Source organism: Cellulomonas sp. B6, from assembly GCF_001462455.1.
Lineage (GTDB): Bacteria > Actinomycetota > Actinomycetes > Actinomycetales > Cellulomonadaceae > Cellulomonas.
Window position 1 is genome coordinate 1 of record NZ_LNTD01000039.1, and the last position, 15,800, is coordinate 15,800.

The window sequence follows — 15,800 nt, forward strand, 5'->3', positions numbered from 1 at the left end:
CACGAGGACCTCCGGTTCGGGCCGGCCCGACGGACCGGCGCCTGGTCTCGGTGGTGCCGTGCGCGCGGGCCCTCGCGCTCCCCCGGCCCGACGTCGCCCTCGACGCCACCAGATCGCTTACCGAGCGGTAAGTGGCTGAGACGCTAGCGAGCCGGGCACCCGAGGGTCAAGGCACTCGGTGACAACGGCGGGGGCGGTCGCTGACACGACGCGGTGCCGCCGCGGGGCCGGGCACGTCATCCTGCGGGTGGACGCCCCCGCCCGATCACGTGGTCGACCACGCGACCGGGGTCGGATCCGCCGCGGGCCGTCGCTCTCTACCGTCGTCGCTATGCTCAAGGCCTGTGACGACATGCTCCTGCTGAGCGACCCGAGGGTCGCGGCCGTGACCGTGGCCGACCACGGCGAGCCCCTCGTCCCCGCCGGGATCCGACCGCTGCGCCCCGGCACCCCCGCCTCGGCGCTGCGCGTCCGCGCCGACGTCGCGCGGCGGCTCGCGCTCGCGCAGGCCGCGCTGCCCGCCGGCACGCACCTCGCCCTGTCGGAGGGGTGGCGCAGCCCCACCGCCCAGGCCGCCATCGCCGCGCGGTACGCCACGACCGTCGAGGCCGCGCACCCCGGGGCGGGCCCCGACGAGGTCGCACGGCTCACGAGCCGCTACGTGTCCCCCGTCGCCGTCGCGCCGCACGTCGCCGGCGCCGCGGTCGACGTGACCCTCGTGGACGACGACGGCGTCGAGCTGGACCTCGGCTGCCCGCTCGACGCGACGCCCGAGGAGAGCGAGGGCCGCTGCTTCACCGCGGCGCACGTGCCGCCCACGTCGCGCGCGCTGCGCGACACCCTCGCGGCCGCGCTCGGCGGCGCCGGGTTCGTCAACTACCCCACCGAGTGGTGGCACTGGAGCCACGGCGACCGCTACTGGGCCCTGGTCACCGGCGCCCCGGGGGCGCTGTACGGACCGGTGGGCGCGTGACGCTCACGGGTCCCGTCGCGGTCGTCCCCGGGCTGCGGGCCCGCCCCGTGCTGACGGTGCGGCTCGACGCGGTCGCGCACAACACGCGGCTGCTCGCCGCACGCGCCCCTCACCTGATGGCCGTCGTCAAGGCCGACGGGTTCGGGCTCGGCGCGGTCGACCTGGCGCGCACCGCCCTCGCGCACGGCGCGCGGTCGCTGGGCGTGACGACGCTCACCGAGGCGTCCGCGCTGCGCGCCGCAGGCGTCACCGCGCCCGTGCTGAGCTGGCTCGACGCACCCGACGCCGACCTCACCCCCGCGGTCCTGCTCGGCGTCGACCTCGCGGTGCCCGACCTCGCGCACCTCGACGCGGTGCGCGCCACGGCCCGGCGGCTGCGCCGCAGCGTCATGGTCCACCTGTACCTCGACTGCGGCACGGCGCGCGACGGCTGCCCGCCCGAGCAGTGGGCGCGGCTCTGCGCGGCGGCCGCCGACGCCGAGCGCGAGGGCACCGTCCACGTCGTCGGCGTGATGGGGCACCTCGCGTGCGCCGCCGACCCCGACGACCCCGAGAACGCCGCCGCGCTCGCGCGTCTCACGCACGGCGTCGCGCAGGCGAGCGCGGCGGGCCTGCACCCGGCCGTACGGCACCTCGCGGCCACCGCGGGCGTGCTCGGCGTGCCCGGCTCCGTGCTCGACCTCGTGCGCGTGGGCGCCGGGCTGGCCGGCATCGACCCGAGCGGGCGGACGTCGGTGCTGCGTGACGTCGCGCACGTCACCGCACCGGTCGTGCAGGTGCGCGACGTGCCCGCCGGCACGGGCGTGGGGTACGACCACGCGCACCGGACGTCGGCGCCCACGCGCCTCGCGCTGCTGCCCCTGGGGTACGCCGACGGGCTGCCCGTCCAGGCGTCCGGGCGGGCCGAGGTGCTGCTCCACGGCCGGCGCCGCCCGCTCGTCGGGCGGATCTCGATGGACCAGGTCGTCGTCGACGCGGGCGACCTGCCCGTCGCCCCCGGCGACGTGGCGACCGTGATCGGCGCCGACGCCCCCGCCCCCGGCGGCGCCGACGAGCCGGCCCCCACGCTCGCCGAGTGGGCCCGCTGGGCCGACTCCCTCCCGCACGCGATCCTCACGGGCCTCGGAGCGCGCCTCGAGCGCCGCACCGTGGCCGCACCGTCCGCCGGCACCGACCTCCAGGAGTCCCGATGACCCTCACCGACGCACCCTCCGAGCCCGTCGCGGACGGCGCGCGCCGCACGCGGGTCGCGGTGGTCGGCGGCGGCGCGAACGTCGAGCACGACGTGTCGCTCGCGAGCGCCGCGGCGGCCGCGGCCGCCCTCGCGCCCACGCACGACGTGGTGCCGCTGACGATCGGTCGCGACGGCGCGTGGTCGGCGGACGGCCTGGCGCTGCCCGTCGACGAGGCGGTCGCCGTGATCGCGTCGTGCGACGTCCTGCTGCCCGCCGTGCACGGCCCGCACGGCGAGGACGGCACGCTCGCCGCGCTCGCCGACGTCATCGGGATCGCGTGCGTCGGCTCCGGCGTCGGCGCGGGCGCGATCGCGATGGACAAGGCCGTGACCAAGCTCGTCGCCGCGGCCGAGGGCGTCGCGGTCGCCGGCGGGCGCGTCGTGCGTGCGACCGGGGCGGCCCTGGACGGCGTCGCGCTGCCCGCCGTCGTCAAGCCCGTCGCGAGCGGGTCGAGCCACGGCGTGCGCCTGGTCGCGACGCGCGAGGAGCTCGACGAGGCCGTCGCGACCGCGCTGACGATCGACGCGCGCGTGCTCGTCGAGGAGGTCGTCGTGGGCCGCGAGGTGGACGTCGCGGTGCTGCGCCGCGCGGACGGCACGACCGTGACGTCCCCGCCGCTGGAGATCCTGCACGCTGGCGCGGTGTTCGACACGACCACCAAGTACGACGGCAGCGCGCGCTTCGTCGTGCCCGCCGACCTGAGCGACGACGAGGCACAGGCCATCGCGGACGCCGCGCTGGCCGTGACCGACGCGCTGGGCTGCGACGGCGTGGCCCGCGTCGACTTCTTCCTCACGGCCGACGGCCCCGTGCTCAACGAGGTCAACACCATGCCGGGCATGACCGCGCACTCGCAGGTGCCGCGGATGTTCGCCGCCGCGGGGACCAGCTACGCCGACCTGCTCGCCGACCTGGTGGCGGGCGCTCTCGCGCGGCACCACGCCGCGGCGCCGTGACCGGCGGGGCGGGCGCGGAGGTCGCGGGGACGCCCGGCGTCCTGGTCCGGGGCACCGGGACCGGTGCCGGCGGGGGTGCGCGGGTCGCCGCGTGGGACGCCCTGCGCGGTGCGGCCGTCGCGCTGGTGATCCTGCGGCACGCGTGGCCGGACGTCTTCCCCGGCGCGGGCGTCGTGGGCGTCGTCATGTTCTTCGCGCTGTCCGGGCACCTCATCACCGGGCTGCTCGTGGACGAGGCCGCCGCGACGGGACGCGTCGACCTGCGGCGGTTCTGGTGGCGGCGGATCCGGCGGCTCGTACCCGCGCTGCTCGCGTTCGTCGCGGTGTTCGTCGTGGTGACGCTCACGCTCGACCCGCTGGGCGGCGACCGCGGGACCCTGCCGCGCACGGTCGCGGTCGCGCTGACGTACACCGCGAACATCCCGTACGTCGGGCTCGTCGGCGTCAGCCCGGCCATCTACCACCTGTGGACGCTCGCGACCGAGGAGCAGTTCTACCTGGTGTGGCCGCTCGTCGTGCTGCTCGCGGTGCGGTCGCGGCGCACGGTCGCGGGCCTGGTCCTCGCGGGCGTCGCGGCGCTCGCGCTCACGGTCGCGACGGTCGCGTGGTTCCGCGCGACGCCCGACGCGGCGTACCCGCTGCCCACGTCGTGGCTGGTCTGCTTCGTCATCGGCGGCCTGGCGCGCGTGACGCAGGACCGGTGGGCGCGCGCGGCGACCGGTCGGGTCGCGGTCGTGGCGGCGCTGCTCCTGCTGGCCGTGCTGTCCGTGGTCGACGTGCGGGGGCACGCGGCCACCTACCTCGTGGTGGCGCCGGCCGTGTCCGTCGCGACGGTCGTGCTCGTGCACGCCGGCCGCACGCACCTGCGCACGCCGCGGTGGCTGACGCCGCTCGTCGCGCTGGGCACCGTCTCGTACGCCGCGTACCTGTGGAACTACCCGCTGACGATGTGGCTGCGTCCCGAGCTCGGCGTCGCGGCCGGGCCGGTCGGTGCGGTCGCGACCATCGCAGCGGCGACCGCGAGCTGGTGGCTCGTCGAGCGGCCGGTGCGCGAGCACGGGCGGCGGCGGGACGCGGCGGTCGCGCGCGGGCGACGCGTGCCGGCCCCGGGCTGACCCCGCGCTGACCCCGGGCCCGAGGACGTCGGACGCCGGGCGCGCGGCACCGGGGCGGGACACTGGTGCCGTGCGCACCCGACCGGACCCCGTGTGGCAGCTGCTCGTGCTGCTGTCGGCGACGGTCGTGCCGTGCGCGACGCTCGCGCTGCTCGTCGTCATGGCGCTCAGCGGTGCGGGCGTCGCACCCGTGCTGGTCGTGGCCGGCGCGGCGGCCGTGCTGCACGTCGCCGCGTGGCGGGCCGACCGGCGGCCCGTCGGCGCGTTCGTCACGGCCGCGGGGGCGATGGCGGTGCTCGCGCTCGTGCCGATGCCGGGCTGGTCGAGCGGTGTGTGGCTGCCGTCGTCCGCGTGCTACCTGCTGGTGTCGTGGCGGGTCGTCGTGGCGGGGCCGCGGTCCTGGGTGGGGCGCGCGCTCGTGGTCGGCGTCGCCGGCGTCGCGCTGACGGCCGGTGCCGCGGCGGTCCGGGCACGGGGAGGCGCGGCGGGTGGTGCGGCGGCGGGTGGTGCGGGGGCCGACGCCGGGTCGTCGTGGCTGCCCGTGCTGGAGGCCGCGCTGCTGCTGGCCGCGGTCGTGGCCGTGTGGGGCTTCGCGCGGGCGGCGCGTGCGCAGCGCGAGCGCGCGGCGGCCGACGCGGCGGAGCGGCTCGAGACGGCGCGGCGGTCCGAGCGCGCCGAGATCCGCCGCGACCTGCACGACGTCATCGCGCACTCCCTCACGCTCGTCGTCGCGCAGGCCGAGGCGGCGCGCGTCGGCACGCGCGAGCCCGCGACCGCGCAGGCGCTCGCGCAGGTCGCGGACACCGCGCGCTCGGCGCTGCTGGGGCTGCGCGGCATGCTGCGCGTGCTCGACGCGCCGCCCGCCGCCGCCGGTGACGTCGTGCCGTCGCTCGACGGGCTGCCGGCGCTCGTCGCGGCCGCGGCCACGCCGCTGCACCGGGTGACGCTGACCGAGCAGGGCGAGCGCCGCGCGCTGCCGGCCGACGCCGAGTCGGCGCTCGTGCGGCTCGTGCAGGAGGGCCTGACCAACGCGCTGCGGCACGTCGCGCCGCCGCTGACCGTGGAGGTGCACGTGGACTGGGACGCCGAACGCGACGCCGACGCGGTGCGGGTGCGGGTGAGCGACGACGGCGGCGCGGGACCGCGTGCGGCCGACGACGCCGGCGTGCGCGCCGGCACGGGCTCGGGACTCGCGGCGGCGGAGCGCCGGGTCACGGCCGCGGGCGGCACGCTCGACGTCGAGCGCGGGGGCACGGACGCGGGCGGCTGGACGCTGAGCGCGCGGCTGCCGACGGTGGGTGCCGCGTGACCGGCCCGGTGCGCGTGCTGCTGGCCGACGACCAGGAGCTGCTGCGACTCTCGCTCGCGACGGTGCTGGGCGCCGACCCGCGCGTCGAGGTCGTCGGGACCGTCGGGGACGGGCGCGCCGCCGTCGACGCGGTGCTGCGCGAGCACGTCGACGTCGTCCTCATGGACGTGCGCATGCCCGTGCTCGACGGCATCGCGGCGACCGCGCAGGTGGTGCGGCTGCGCCCTCGCACGCGCGTGCTCGCGCTCACGACGTTCGACCTCGACGAGCTCGTGCTGGCCGCGCTGCGCGCCGGGGCCAGCGGCTACCTCACCAAGGACGCGCGCCCCGAGACGCTCGTCGAGGCGATCTGCGACGTCGCGGCCGGCAGCGCGGCGCTCGCGCCGACCGTGGCCGCGTCGCTCGTCGAGCACGTGCGGCGCGTGCCGGCGCCCCGGCCCGACGCGGTCGCGCGGCTGTCGCCCCGCGAGCGCGAGGTGTTCGACCTCATCGCCGCCGGGCGCTCCAACGGCGAGATCGGTGCCGCGCTGCACCTCACGCAGAACACCGTGAAGACGCACGTGCGCGCGGTCCTCACCAAGCTCGACCTGCGCGACCGCGTGCACGCCGTGATCTACGCGTACGAGAACGGCCTGGCCGGTCCCGCTCACCCCGCGGGGTGAGGGCCGCCCGCCGCGCGGGGTGAGGTGCGGGCCGGTGCGCGGCTGGGAGCGTCGACCCGAGGGCCGCCGCGGCCCGGCGAGGAGAGCAGCACCATGACCGCACGGGACACCCGCGCACCCGAGGGCACCGCGCCCGTCCCCGACGACCTGCCCGGCGGTGTGCCCGGTGCCCCGCCCGTGACGGCCCCGACGCCGGACCGCGACCCGCGGCGCGTGCTCACGTGGTTCGTCGGCACCCTCACGGCGATCACGGCGGCCGTCCTCGTGCCCCTGGCCGTGGCCGGTGCGGACGCCGACGCGTTCAACGCGACGGTGCCGCTGCTGTCGTGGGCGCCCACGCTCGCGGCGTTCGTCGCGCACCTCGGCACCGGGCGCCGCACGCCGTTCTGGCGGTGGGCGGCGGTCCGCCCGCTGCGCACCGGACGCGTGCTGCGCACGGCGGGGCTGCTGCTCGCGGTGTTCGTCGCGGTGCCGGCCGTGACCACGGCCGTCGGGGTCGCGACGGGGCTCGTCGCGTGGCGCCCCACCGACGACGCCGCGGCCCTCGCACCGCTCGTGCTGCCGTTCGCGCTCGTCGCGATGCTCACCGTCACGGGCGAGGAGATCGCGTGGCGCGGCGCCCTGCACACCACGTTCGCCCGGTACGGGCTGGTGCGCGCGACCGTCGGCATCAGCGCGCTGTGGGCGCTGTGGCACCTGCCGCTGCTGCTGGCCTACCGCGCGGGCGGCGACATGACCGGGCGCGACGTCGTGGCCTCGATGGTCAACCTGCTGGTGGCCGCGCTCGTGATCGGCGCCGCGCGGGCGCTGTCGGGGTCCGTGTGGCCCGCGGCGTGGGCGCACGCGCTCCTCAACACGACGCTCGTGTACGCGTCCAACCTCGTGACGCCCGCGGCCGAGCTGGGCGACGGCGCGTTCTGGGCGGTGCAGGTCGTCACGTGGGTCGTGCTGGGCGGGGCGGGGGTGCTGCTGCTGCGCGCCGCGGCGCGGCGGGCGGCACGGGCGTAGCCGCCGGAGGTCCCGGCCAGGCAGGCGGAGGTGGCCCTAGCATCCTGCCGTGCCACCCTTCTGGCGCCGTGCGCGTCCCACGCCCCCACCTCCGCCCGAGGGCTTCCTCGACCTCCCCCCGGAAGACGCGGTCGGAGACCCGGACCCGTGGCTGCCGCCGCTGACGCGGATGCACGCGTTCGTGCTGCGCATCGAGGTCACGCGTGCGCTCGAAGGTCGCGGCCACCCGCCCGTGACGCACACCGCCCACGCGGTGACGACCGCCACGGGCGTCACCGTGGACCTGCGGGAGGTGGTCCGCGTCACCGAGGCGGTCGCACCGGAACGACGCGCCGCCACGGTGGCGCAGCTCGTCGCGCGCCTCGTCCCGCAGGCACCGCCCCCGCCGCACGCGCTCGCCGCGCTCGAGCGTCGGCTGGTCGCCGGCGTCATCCCTGCCGGGCTGCTGGGCGAGGAGGCGGGCGCGCTGCTGTCACCGCACCTGCGGGCGTGCCTGGTGGTGGTGGTCGACCGCGAGGCCCGCGTGGTGCGCGACCCCGCCGAGCACGGCGGCTGGGAGGCCGTCGGAGCCTCGGCCCTCGACGCCGTCCGGCTCCTGCGCGGCCCCGAGCACCACCGCATCGGGCTGAAGGGGGGCGTCGAGCTGCACCTGCTCACGACGGGCGACGGGCTGGCGCCCAGCCGGCTGCACGTGCTCGACGCGATCCTCACGGCGATCGGGACGGACGCGCCGCTCGGCACGCTGGTGGCAGTCGCGCACGCCGACGCGCTCGCGTTCCACGTGGTGACGGGCGCGAGCGTGGTCACGGCGGCGCGCGGGCTGCTCGACTGGGTCACCACGTCCTCGCCACGCGGCAAGGTGCCCTACCCGCCTCACGTGCACCTGCGGACGCCCGACGGCCGGCTGACGCCGGTCACGCACACGGCACCGGACGGCACGGTGCGGGTGAGCACCGACGTCCTCGCGCGGCTCGTGGCCGACCTGGGCGGCTGAGCCGCCGCCGGTCACCCGACGGGCAGCCCCCGCGCGCGCTCGCGCTCGACGAGGGACACGGCCGCCCAACGGCGGCCGTCGGCGACGACGAACCCCGCCTCGGCGAGGTCGCGCAGGTGCGCGGCGACGGTCTCGGCGGGCAGCGCGCAGCGCTCCGCGAGCGTCGGGACGTCGCACGGGCCGTGCTGGGACAGCTCGAGCAGCACGAGCGCGCGACGCGCGCCCGCGTCCTGCGAGACGCGACGGAGGGTGGGTCGGTGGTGCACCGGGCGGCGGCCCGGGCGTGCAGAGGTGGTCGGGCGCGGACGCGCCACGGTCGTGCTCATGGGGGTGGTTCCGTTCCTGCGCGCGCTCGCCGTGGCGGCGCGCGGTGCTGTGCGTGCCCGGCGGCGGGGTGCCGCGGGCGTGGCCACGGCGCGCAGGGGTGCGCACGGGTCGCGGCCGGTCGCAGGCGATTCACCGCGCACCCGACGTCGGGGGCGGACCGGTCGCGCCGGTGGCGCGGACCGTGGGAGAGCCTGCTGGACGTGACACGAGCCCGGCACCATCGGTGCCGGGCTCGCATCCGAACTGCGCGCCCGGAGGGACTCGAACCCCCAACCTTCTGATCCGTAGTCAGATGCTCTATCCATTGAGCTACGGGCGCACGGCCCCGAGGAGCCGTCGAGAACTGTACAGGCCCACCGGCCAGGAGCCCAAACCGATCCGGCCCGACGTGGCCCGGATCACGTCGGTCACCCGGGGCCGTCGGGCCTGCGGACGGGCCACGCAGCGTGCTGACCGTCCAGAAAGGGACCGTTCGGGTAGGCGTTGGTACCCCCTGCCGTGCCCCGTCCGGGTGTCTCACCCGCGAACGGCCTCCGCCGGGGCGGGCGCGTGTGCCACGGTGTCGTCCCGCTGCGTGGCCGACGACGTCCCGCACGTCACGAACGCGCGCGAAGGAGTGCCCGGGTGGAGGGTCGTCGGCACCACGTCGCACGCCGCCGCGCCGGCGCGCCCGGGGACGGGCCGCGGTGAGCGCGGCCGAGGTGCACGCGGCGCTGCAGGACTGGGCCGCGCGGCTCGTCTCCCTGGGGGCCGTGGTCGCCGGGCGGCTGCGGCCCGGCCTCGCCTACGCCGAGGCGGTCGCGCTCGCGGCGCACCACGGCTACGACCTGAGCGAGGACGTCGCCGCGCTCTGGACGTGGCGCGACGGCGCCGCCACCGCCGCCGGGCAGCCGCCCGCGCACCTCGCGCCCGGGCAGGAGTTCGCCCCGCTCGACGCGAGCCTGCGCCGCTCGCGGGAGTACCACGAGGCGTCGCTCGCCGAGGCGCGCGGCGACCGCCGCACGTGGCAGGCGCACTGGGTGGTCGCGGTGCACGGGCACGCGCTGCCGCTCGTGCTGGACGGGTCGCGTCCCGGCCCGGACACGTTCCGCCACGACCCGCACGCGCACCCCCTGCACGTCGCACGCTCGCCCCTCGCGCAGCGCGTGGCCCGCTGGCACGAGATGGTCGACACGGGCACGTGGCGCGTCGCGCGCGACGGCACGTGGGACGTCGACCTCACGCACCTGCCCGCGGTGCCGCACGCGCACCGGCAGGACCTCACGTGACGGCTCCGCCTCACGTGACCCCGCCACCCCACGTGACCGCGCCACCTCACGTGACCACAGCGGCCGCACCGCACGGGTGAACGCGAGTCCCCGCCCTGGGCCGAGTCGGCGCCGCTCCCTAGACTCGCGGCCGTGACCACCCGCACGTTCGCGCAGGCCTCCCACCTGGGCGAGGACGGTCTGACCCTCGGCCTGGCCCCCGCCCTGACGCCCGCCGGGCTGGTGGCCGACCCCAGCTTCTTCCACGGGTTCGCGGCGCACCCGCAGGTGCTCGCGCGGGGTCTGCTGACGCTGGCCGACGTCACCGCGACCCGGTACTTCCAGTACACGCCCACCACGCAGCGCGACCCCGTGCTGACGGCGCACGGGGACCGGCTGCGCGCCGAGTGCTTCTCGGCGTGCAACAGCGTCTACGCGCGGCTCGACCTGCTGCCGGACGCGTTCGACTCGGGCGAGGCGTCGCACGGCACGACGAACGTCGACATCGGCCTGGCGACGCGCACGGCGCTGTCCCGCGTGGGCCGCGAGCGGCTGCTGCACCTCGACGTCGGCCGCGGCGGCCTGAGCGTGTCGAGCCCGCAGGAGACGGTCGTCGAGCGGCCGGTCGAGATGCCCGGGCGCTGGGTGCGCGCGCTCGGGAACGTCGCCGAGCTGCACCACGGGCTCGCGCCCGCGTTCACGGTCGGTGCCGCGCACGCGCGCGCGTTCGTCGCGGCGCTCCCCGCCGCGACCGGCACGGGTCGCACGGGCTGGGTCGTCGCCGGGCCGACCGGCGTGCGCGTGGCGGCGCGACCGACGCGCGGCGGTGTGCACGTGGCCGGGCTGCACCGCCTGAGCGCGGCCAAGCGGCTGCTCACGCACGTCACCGGCATGACCGTGCACGGCGGCGCCGTGCCCGGGCCCGCGGCCGTCGAGCTCGCGCTGCCCGGTGCGCGTCTCGTGCTCGGGCTCACGGACGAGGCGTGGCGGGGCCACTCGGGCGAGGGGTCGCTGCTGGTGGCGCTCGCGGGCGCGTCCGTCGCGGAGGACGCCGACCTGGTCGCGGCGCTGCTCGCGTTCGAGCCCGTGGTCGACGTGCCGCGCCTGGCCCGCGAGTCCGCGCTCGACGACGCGCGCGTGCGGGCCGCGCTGGCCGTGCTCGCGGCCGACGGGCGCATCGGCTGGGACCTGCACGACGCGGCCTGGTTCCACCGCGAGCTGCCGCACGACCCCGCGCGCGTCGAGAAGGACAACCCGCGCCTCGTCGGCGCCCGGCGCCTGGTCGCCGACGGCGCCGTCGTGCGCGTCGACGACGGGTGGACCGTGCGCAGCCGCACGCCCGGCTCCCCCGACCACCACGTCGCGCGGGACGGCGGCGGCGCGCGCTGCACCTGCCCGTGGTTCCTCACGCACGGCACGGGCCGCGGCCCGTGCGCGCACGTCCTGGCCGTCCAGATCCTCACGGAGGACCACGCATGAACCCCGCGCTCGCCGCCGCCGTCGACGTGTTCCGCACGCTCGGCTGGGACCGCGCGACCCTCGACGACGTCGAGACCCTGCCGCTGGGCACGCCCGAGCAGCAGCGCGTCGCGCGCGCCGGGCTCGCGAAGGGCGAGTGGGGTGCGTGGGGCCACATCGACGGAAACACGTACGGCTGGATCAGCGGCATCGACGTCGACCGGACGATGCTCGCGGTGTTCGCCGTGCGCGTCGGGGTCGACGCGAAGCGGTCGGCAGCGCTGCTGCCGGGCACGCAGGCGGTCGACGACGAGCGGGCGACGCGGCTGCTCGCGGTACGCGGGCCGCGGTTCGCCGAGCGGTTCGTCGACGCCGCGTGCCGCGCGGACCGGCGGCTGTGGGAGCACTCGACGAGCGTGCACGCCGGCGCGGTGGTGCGCCTGGTGGACCTGCACGACCTGCCCGTCCCGGCGTCGGTCGAGTACCTGCGGGACTGGGCCGTCTACGCGCAGGGTGCGCTGACGGGCGAGGGCGAGCTGTTCCCGCGCGAGCGCGGCTGGTGCCCGCCGGAGGTCGTCACGCGGCGCCTGCCCGAGCACGTGCGGCAGGCCGTCGCGCTGGGCGTGCCCGCGACCGGACCGTTCGGCGCCGTCGTGCCCGCCGCCGTCGAGCAGGGGCTGCTGGACCACGACGAGGCGGTGACGCTCGTGCTCGCGGCCCTGGACTCCGCGCAGCGCCCCGGCGACCGCAAGGCGTGGGCGCAGGTGCTCACCGGTCCGCTCGGCGTCACGGGCGGCGCGCTCGTGCCCCACGCGGACGCGCTGGTGCCGGCGCTCGCGCACGGCGACTCGGCGGTCGTCGAGGCGATCGCCCCCGCGCTCGTCGCGGGCGTCGACGACGACCTGCTGGCCGACGTGCTGACCGTGAGCCTGCTGGTGCGGACCAAGAAGGTGCTGCGCCTGCTGCTCGCCGAGGCGGCGCGCCGCCCCCGGCCGTCGGACGACGTGGTCGCGGCCGTCGCCCCCCTCGTGCTGCCGCACACGAGCGGCACCGACCGCACGCTCGCTCGCGCGGCCACGGCGCTCGCCGACGCGTGGGGCATGACGGCGGACCCGGACGACGCCGAGGACGACACGCCCGTCGGCGGCCTGTGGCAGGACCCGCCGCCCGTGTGGGAGGTGCCCCGGCTCGACGTCGGCGAGCCGTCCGCCGCCGCGCTCACGGCCGCGGCCGCGACGCTCACGGGGCGGCCCGACGGCGTGGTCGACGTCGAGGTCGAGCGGTTCCTCGCGCTCGCGAACGCGGTCGCGCACGCCGACGTCGCCGCGGCCCGCACCGCGCTGGGCGGGGTCCGCACGTCGTGGGTCGCGGGGCTGCGGTGCGTGCCGTCGTGGATCGCGGGCGAGCCGTCCCCGCTGACCGACCGGCCCGCCGACCCCGAGCGGTGGAACGCCAACCCGCTGATCTGGGACGTGCTGCACGCGCGCGAGGCGTCGGTCGTCGCGCGCCTGGGTGCGGCCCCGGTGCTGCTGTCGACGCCCACGTGGGTGGACCTGCGCATCGACCCCGCGGACCTGGTGGTGCGGCTGCGCGCGTACGCCGACGCCGGGGCCGCCGCCGCCGAGGCGGACCTGTTCCTCGCGATGCTGCGCGCCGACGGCGCGCTCGTGACGGACGACGTGCTCGCGGCGCTCGACGCGCTGCCCGTGCCGGTGGTGCTGCAGGACGGCACCGACGCGGGCGTCGCCGCCGGCCCCGCGCTGCGCCGCCACCTCACCGACCCCGTGCGCGAGCCCGCGCTCGAGATCGACCCGCAGTGGCGACGCTGGACGCCCGCGACGCCGGCCGTGCCCGCGTCGCTCGACGCGTTCCCCCGCCGCGTCGGCGCCAACCGGCATTCCCACCCGGGGTTCGAGACGTTCCCGACCTGGGGCGACGCCGCGGGGCGTGCCGTGGGGGCGGCCGAGGACGCGGCGTCCGGGCTCGTGCTGCGGCAGGCCGTGCGGCGCGCGACGCCGCTGCCGCCCGGCACGGCCGTCAACCTGCTGGGCGCGCAGCGCGGGTTCCACGCGGTCGCGGCGCCCGACGGCACGACGGCCGTCATGGAGGCGTGGGAGCGCGGGCTGCTGCGCCCCGGCGTGCCCGACGTGCGCCTGCTGGACTGGGCCGAGACGCCGTCGAACCTCGCGGCGCTGGCCCGTGCGCTGCGCGAGCTCGCGGGCGAGGGTCTGCTCGCGGTGGTGTGGCCCGTGCTCGACGACGTGGTCGCGGCGTCGCTGCGCGCACCGCGCATGCTCGCGGGCACGGCCGACGTCGCCGAGGCCGTGCAGGCGCTGCTGCCCGAGGTCGAGGCCGCGGTCGCGGCGGGCGTCGCCGACGCGGGCGTGCTCGCGCTGCCGGGCGTGCGCGCGCTGGCCGGGCGCGGCGGGGCGTCGCGCGCGGTCGTCGCGGCGCGCGCGGTCGTGGCGCAGCTGCCGGAGCCGGTGGCCGCTCCGGAGGCGGAGACGCCCGCGGCTGCGGCCGGGGAGCCCGCCGCCACCGCACCCGCGTCCGCGACGACGCGCCCCACGCGCGCGTTCGCCGAGGTCTGGCCCGACGACGCCGGGACGCTGCCGGCCGTCGTGGACGGTGCGGCGATCACCGCGGTGTGGGACGACCCGGACGCGTCGTCGCGCATGCTCGCGGTCGACATCGACGTGCCGGGGCAGTCCGGCGGGCCGTTCCGCGTGACCAAGGGGTGGTTCTACGACCTCGAGCGCGAGGGGCAGTGCGCCGCGCGGTCGGCCGCGGCGCGGGCCGCGGGTGCGAACCACCACGGGCACGACGCGTGGCTGCACTGGGACGCCGCCGCCGGGCGTCTGGTCGTCTCGCCGCACCGCAACTGGCGCACCGGCGCGGACGGCCCGCTCACCGGTGGCGACGTGCCGCCGCTCACGACGTCGATGGCGGCGGTCGTGCTCGCGTCGCTGTGCCACGACGACGCGCAGGTGTGGTCCGTGCAGACCGTGGTCCGTGAGGGTCTGCTCGGGTCGGCGGCCGTCACGGTCGCCGTGCGCGCGCTGCTGCCGCACCCCGACGTGACGCCCGCGCGCATGATGAAGCTGCTCGAGTCCGACCCGACGACGCTCCCCGTGCTGTGGCCCCTGCTGGTCGAGCCCGTGCGGCACGCGGCCGGCCTGGACGGGCCAGCGCCGCGGTGGCTCAACCGCGTGCTCGACGTCGCGCTGCTGCACGCGCCGCTGCTGCGCGAGGCCGCCGACCGCGGGCTGCTGCCCGCCGACGCCGCGGCGTGGCCGGGGCTGCGGGACCTCGCGGAGCGCGGCGGCTCGCCGACGGTGCGCCGCAAGGCACGTACCCTCGTCGAGCAGGTGCTGCCCGGCTGACGCGGCCGCACCGCACGCGCACGAGAGGACCGGCGACCGCCCGCGATGACGAAGACCCTGCTGGCCGTCGACGGCAACTCGCTGATCCACCGCGCGTACCACGCGGGTGCCGCGTCGGGGACGCGCACGCGTGACGGCCGCCCGACGTGGGCCGTGCGGGGTGCGCTGTCGCAGGTGCTGGGCGCGTGCGACCGGGTGTCCGCCGACGCGGTCGTCGTCGGGTTCGACGACGCGACGCACAACGTCCGCAAGACCGTGCACCCCGAGTACAAGTCGCACCGTGCCGAGAAGCCCGCCGACCTGGTCGAGCAGCTCGCGCTCGCGGCCGACGTGTTCCGCGACGCGGGCCTCCACGTCGTGACCCCGCCGGGGCACGAGGCCGACGACGTGCTCGCGTCGGCCGCCGCGCACGCCGACGCCGCCGGGTGGCGCACGGTCGTGTGCACGTCCGACCGTGACGCGTTCGCGCTCATCACGCCCACGACGTCGGTGCTGCGGCTCATCAACGGGGGCGTCGAGGCCTCACCCGTGCTCACCCCCGAGCGGCTGCGGCTCATGATCGGCATCGACCCCGCGCAGTACCGGCAGTTCGCGGCGATGCGCGGCGACGCCTCCGACAACCTCGCGGGCATCCGCGGCATCGGCGAGAAGACGGGCGTCGCGCTGCTCGCGGCGTTCGGCACGGTCGAGGCCGCGTTCGCCGACGTCGACGAGCACGACGGCGCGCGCGTGGCCGCCGAGGTCGGCAAGGCCGTCGTCCGCAAGCTCGCGGACCCCGAGGGCCGCGCGGCGTACCGGCGCAACGTCGAGCTCATGACCATGCGCACCGACCTCGACCTGCGGCTCGACCTCGCGGCGTCGCCGTGCCCGGGCGTGCTGCCGCTCGACGCGACGACGCTGCACCGTGCGCTCGCGGGCGCCGAGCTCGACTCGCTGCAGTGGCTCGCGCACCGCACGCTCGTCTCGTGGGACGCCGAACCGCCGTGGCGCACGTCGGGTGCCGCCGGGCGCACGGCGGCGGGCGCCGCGACGTCGGCGCCCGTCCCAGCACCGGTGGCCCCGCAGCCGGTCGCCGCCGAGCCGGTCGACGACGGCGTGCTCACGCTGTTCTGACCGGGCACCGCGGGTCCGCG

General features: G+C 78.0%; 13 protein-coding genes and 1 tRNA gene. 12 read left to right on the plus strand and 2 right to left on the minus strand.

The features are described from left to right. Positions 1–331 precede the first annotated feature (331 nt). From ATM99_RS02520 to ATM99_RS02555, 8 genes are all read left to right on the plus strand, one after another. Positions 332–973 (plus strand): M15 family metallopeptidase, encoded by a 642-nt coding sequence (locus ATM99_RS02520; protein ID WP_062101374.1) that lies wholly within the window; start codon positions 332–334, stop codon positions 971–973. Next, positions 970–2,166, plus strand: a complete 1,197-nt coding sequence (gene alr / locus ATM99_RS02525; RefSeq protein ID WP_190278754.1) for an alanine racemase — start codon at positions 970–972, stop codon at positions 2,164–2,166. The genes ATM99_RS02520 and alr overlap by 4 nt, the downstream gene beginning before the upstream one ends. Next, positions 2,163–3,164, plus strand: a complete 1,002-nt coding sequence (locus ATM99_RS02530) for a D-alanine--D-alanine ligase (protein WP_062101375.1) — start codon at positions 2,163–2,165, stop codon at positions 3,162–3,164. Before alr ends, ATM99_RS02530 begins: the two co-directional genes overlap by 4 nt. Further along, a complete protein-coding gene (locus ATM99_RS02535; RefSeq protein ID WP_223304771.1) occupies positions 3,161–4,279 on the plus strand; it encodes an acyltransferase in 1,119 nt (372 codons plus the stop codon). The genes ATM99_RS02530 and ATM99_RS02535 overlap by 4 nt, the downstream gene beginning before the upstream one ends. Before the next feature lie 70 nt (positions 4,280–4,349). After that, on the plus strand, positions 4,350–5,588 hold the full coding sequence (locus tag ATM99_RS02540) for a sensor histidine kinase (protein WP_062101376.1): 1,239 nt from the start codon (positions 4,350–4,352) through the stop codon (positions 5,586–5,588). Further along, a complete protein-coding gene (locus ATM99_RS02545; protein WP_046529968.1) occupies positions 5,585–6,250 on the plus strand; it encodes a response regulator transcription factor in 666 nt (221 codons plus the stop codon). The genes ATM99_RS02540 and ATM99_RS02545 overlap by 4 nt, the downstream gene beginning before the upstream one ends. A gap of 93 nt (positions 6,251–6,343) precedes the next feature. Beyond that, complete coding sequence (locus ATM99_RS02550) at positions 6,344–7,258, plus strand: CPBP family intramembrane glutamic endopeptidase (RefSeq protein ID WP_062101377.1); 915 nt, start codon at positions 6,344–6,346, stop codon at positions 7,256–7,258. Positions 7,259–7,307: 49 nt separating this feature from the next. Beyond that, complete coding sequence (locus ATM99_RS02555; protein ID WP_150118080.1) at positions 7,308–8,252, plus strand: hypothetical protein; 945 nt, start codon at positions 7,308–7,310, stop codon at positions 8,250–8,252. A gap of 11 nt (positions 8,253–8,263) precedes the next feature. Here ATM99_RS02555 and ATM99_RS02560 read toward each other — a convergent pair whose 3' ends face one another. Together ATM99_RS02560 and ATM99_RS02565 are read right to left on the minus strand one after the other, a co-directional pair. Then, complete coding sequence (locus ATM99_RS02560) at positions 8,264–8,578, minus strand: hypothetical protein (protein ID WP_062101379.1); 315 nt, start codon at positions 8,576–8,578, stop codon at positions 8,264–8,266. Between the two features lie 247 nt (positions 8,579–8,825). After that, positions 8,826–8,898, minus strand: a tRNA-Arg gene (locus ATM99_RS02565). A 367-nt stretch (positions 8,899–9,265) separates the two neighbouring features. Between ATM99_RS02565 and ATM99_RS02570 the strand changes: the two genes are divergently transcribed. The 4 genes from ATM99_RS02570 to ATM99_RS02585 all read left to right on the plus strand — a co-directional run bounded on the left by ATM99_RS02570 (position 9,266) and on the right by ATM99_RS02585 (position 15,780). After that, positions 9,266–9,847 (plus strand): hypothetical protein, encoded by a 582-nt coding sequence (locus ATM99_RS02570; RefSeq protein ID WP_062101380.1) that lies wholly within the window; start codon positions 9,266–9,268, stop codon positions 9,845–9,847. A 132-nt stretch (positions 9,848–9,979) separates the two neighbouring features. Further along, entirely contained in the window at positions 9,980–11,305 is a 1,326-nt protein-coding gene (locus ATM99_RS02575; RefSeq protein WP_062101381.1) for an SWIM zinc finger family protein, read from the plus strand. Beyond that, positions 11,302–14,667 carry a hypothetical protein gene (locus tag ATM99_RS02580; RefSeq protein ID WP_062101382.1) on the plus strand — a complete coding sequence of 1,122 codons (3,366 nt, stop codon included), beginning with the start codon at positions 11,302–11,304 and terminating at the stop codon, positions 14,665–14,667. Before ATM99_RS02575 ends, ATM99_RS02580 begins: the two co-directional genes overlap by 4 nt. Positions 14,668–14,712: 45 nt before the next feature. Further along, a complete protein-coding gene (locus ATM99_RS02585) occupies positions 14,713–15,780 on the plus strand; it encodes a 5'-3' exonuclease H3TH domain-containing protein (protein ID WP_062101383.1) in 1,068 nt (355 codons plus the stop codon). Positions 15,781–15,800 lie beyond the last annotated feature (20 nt).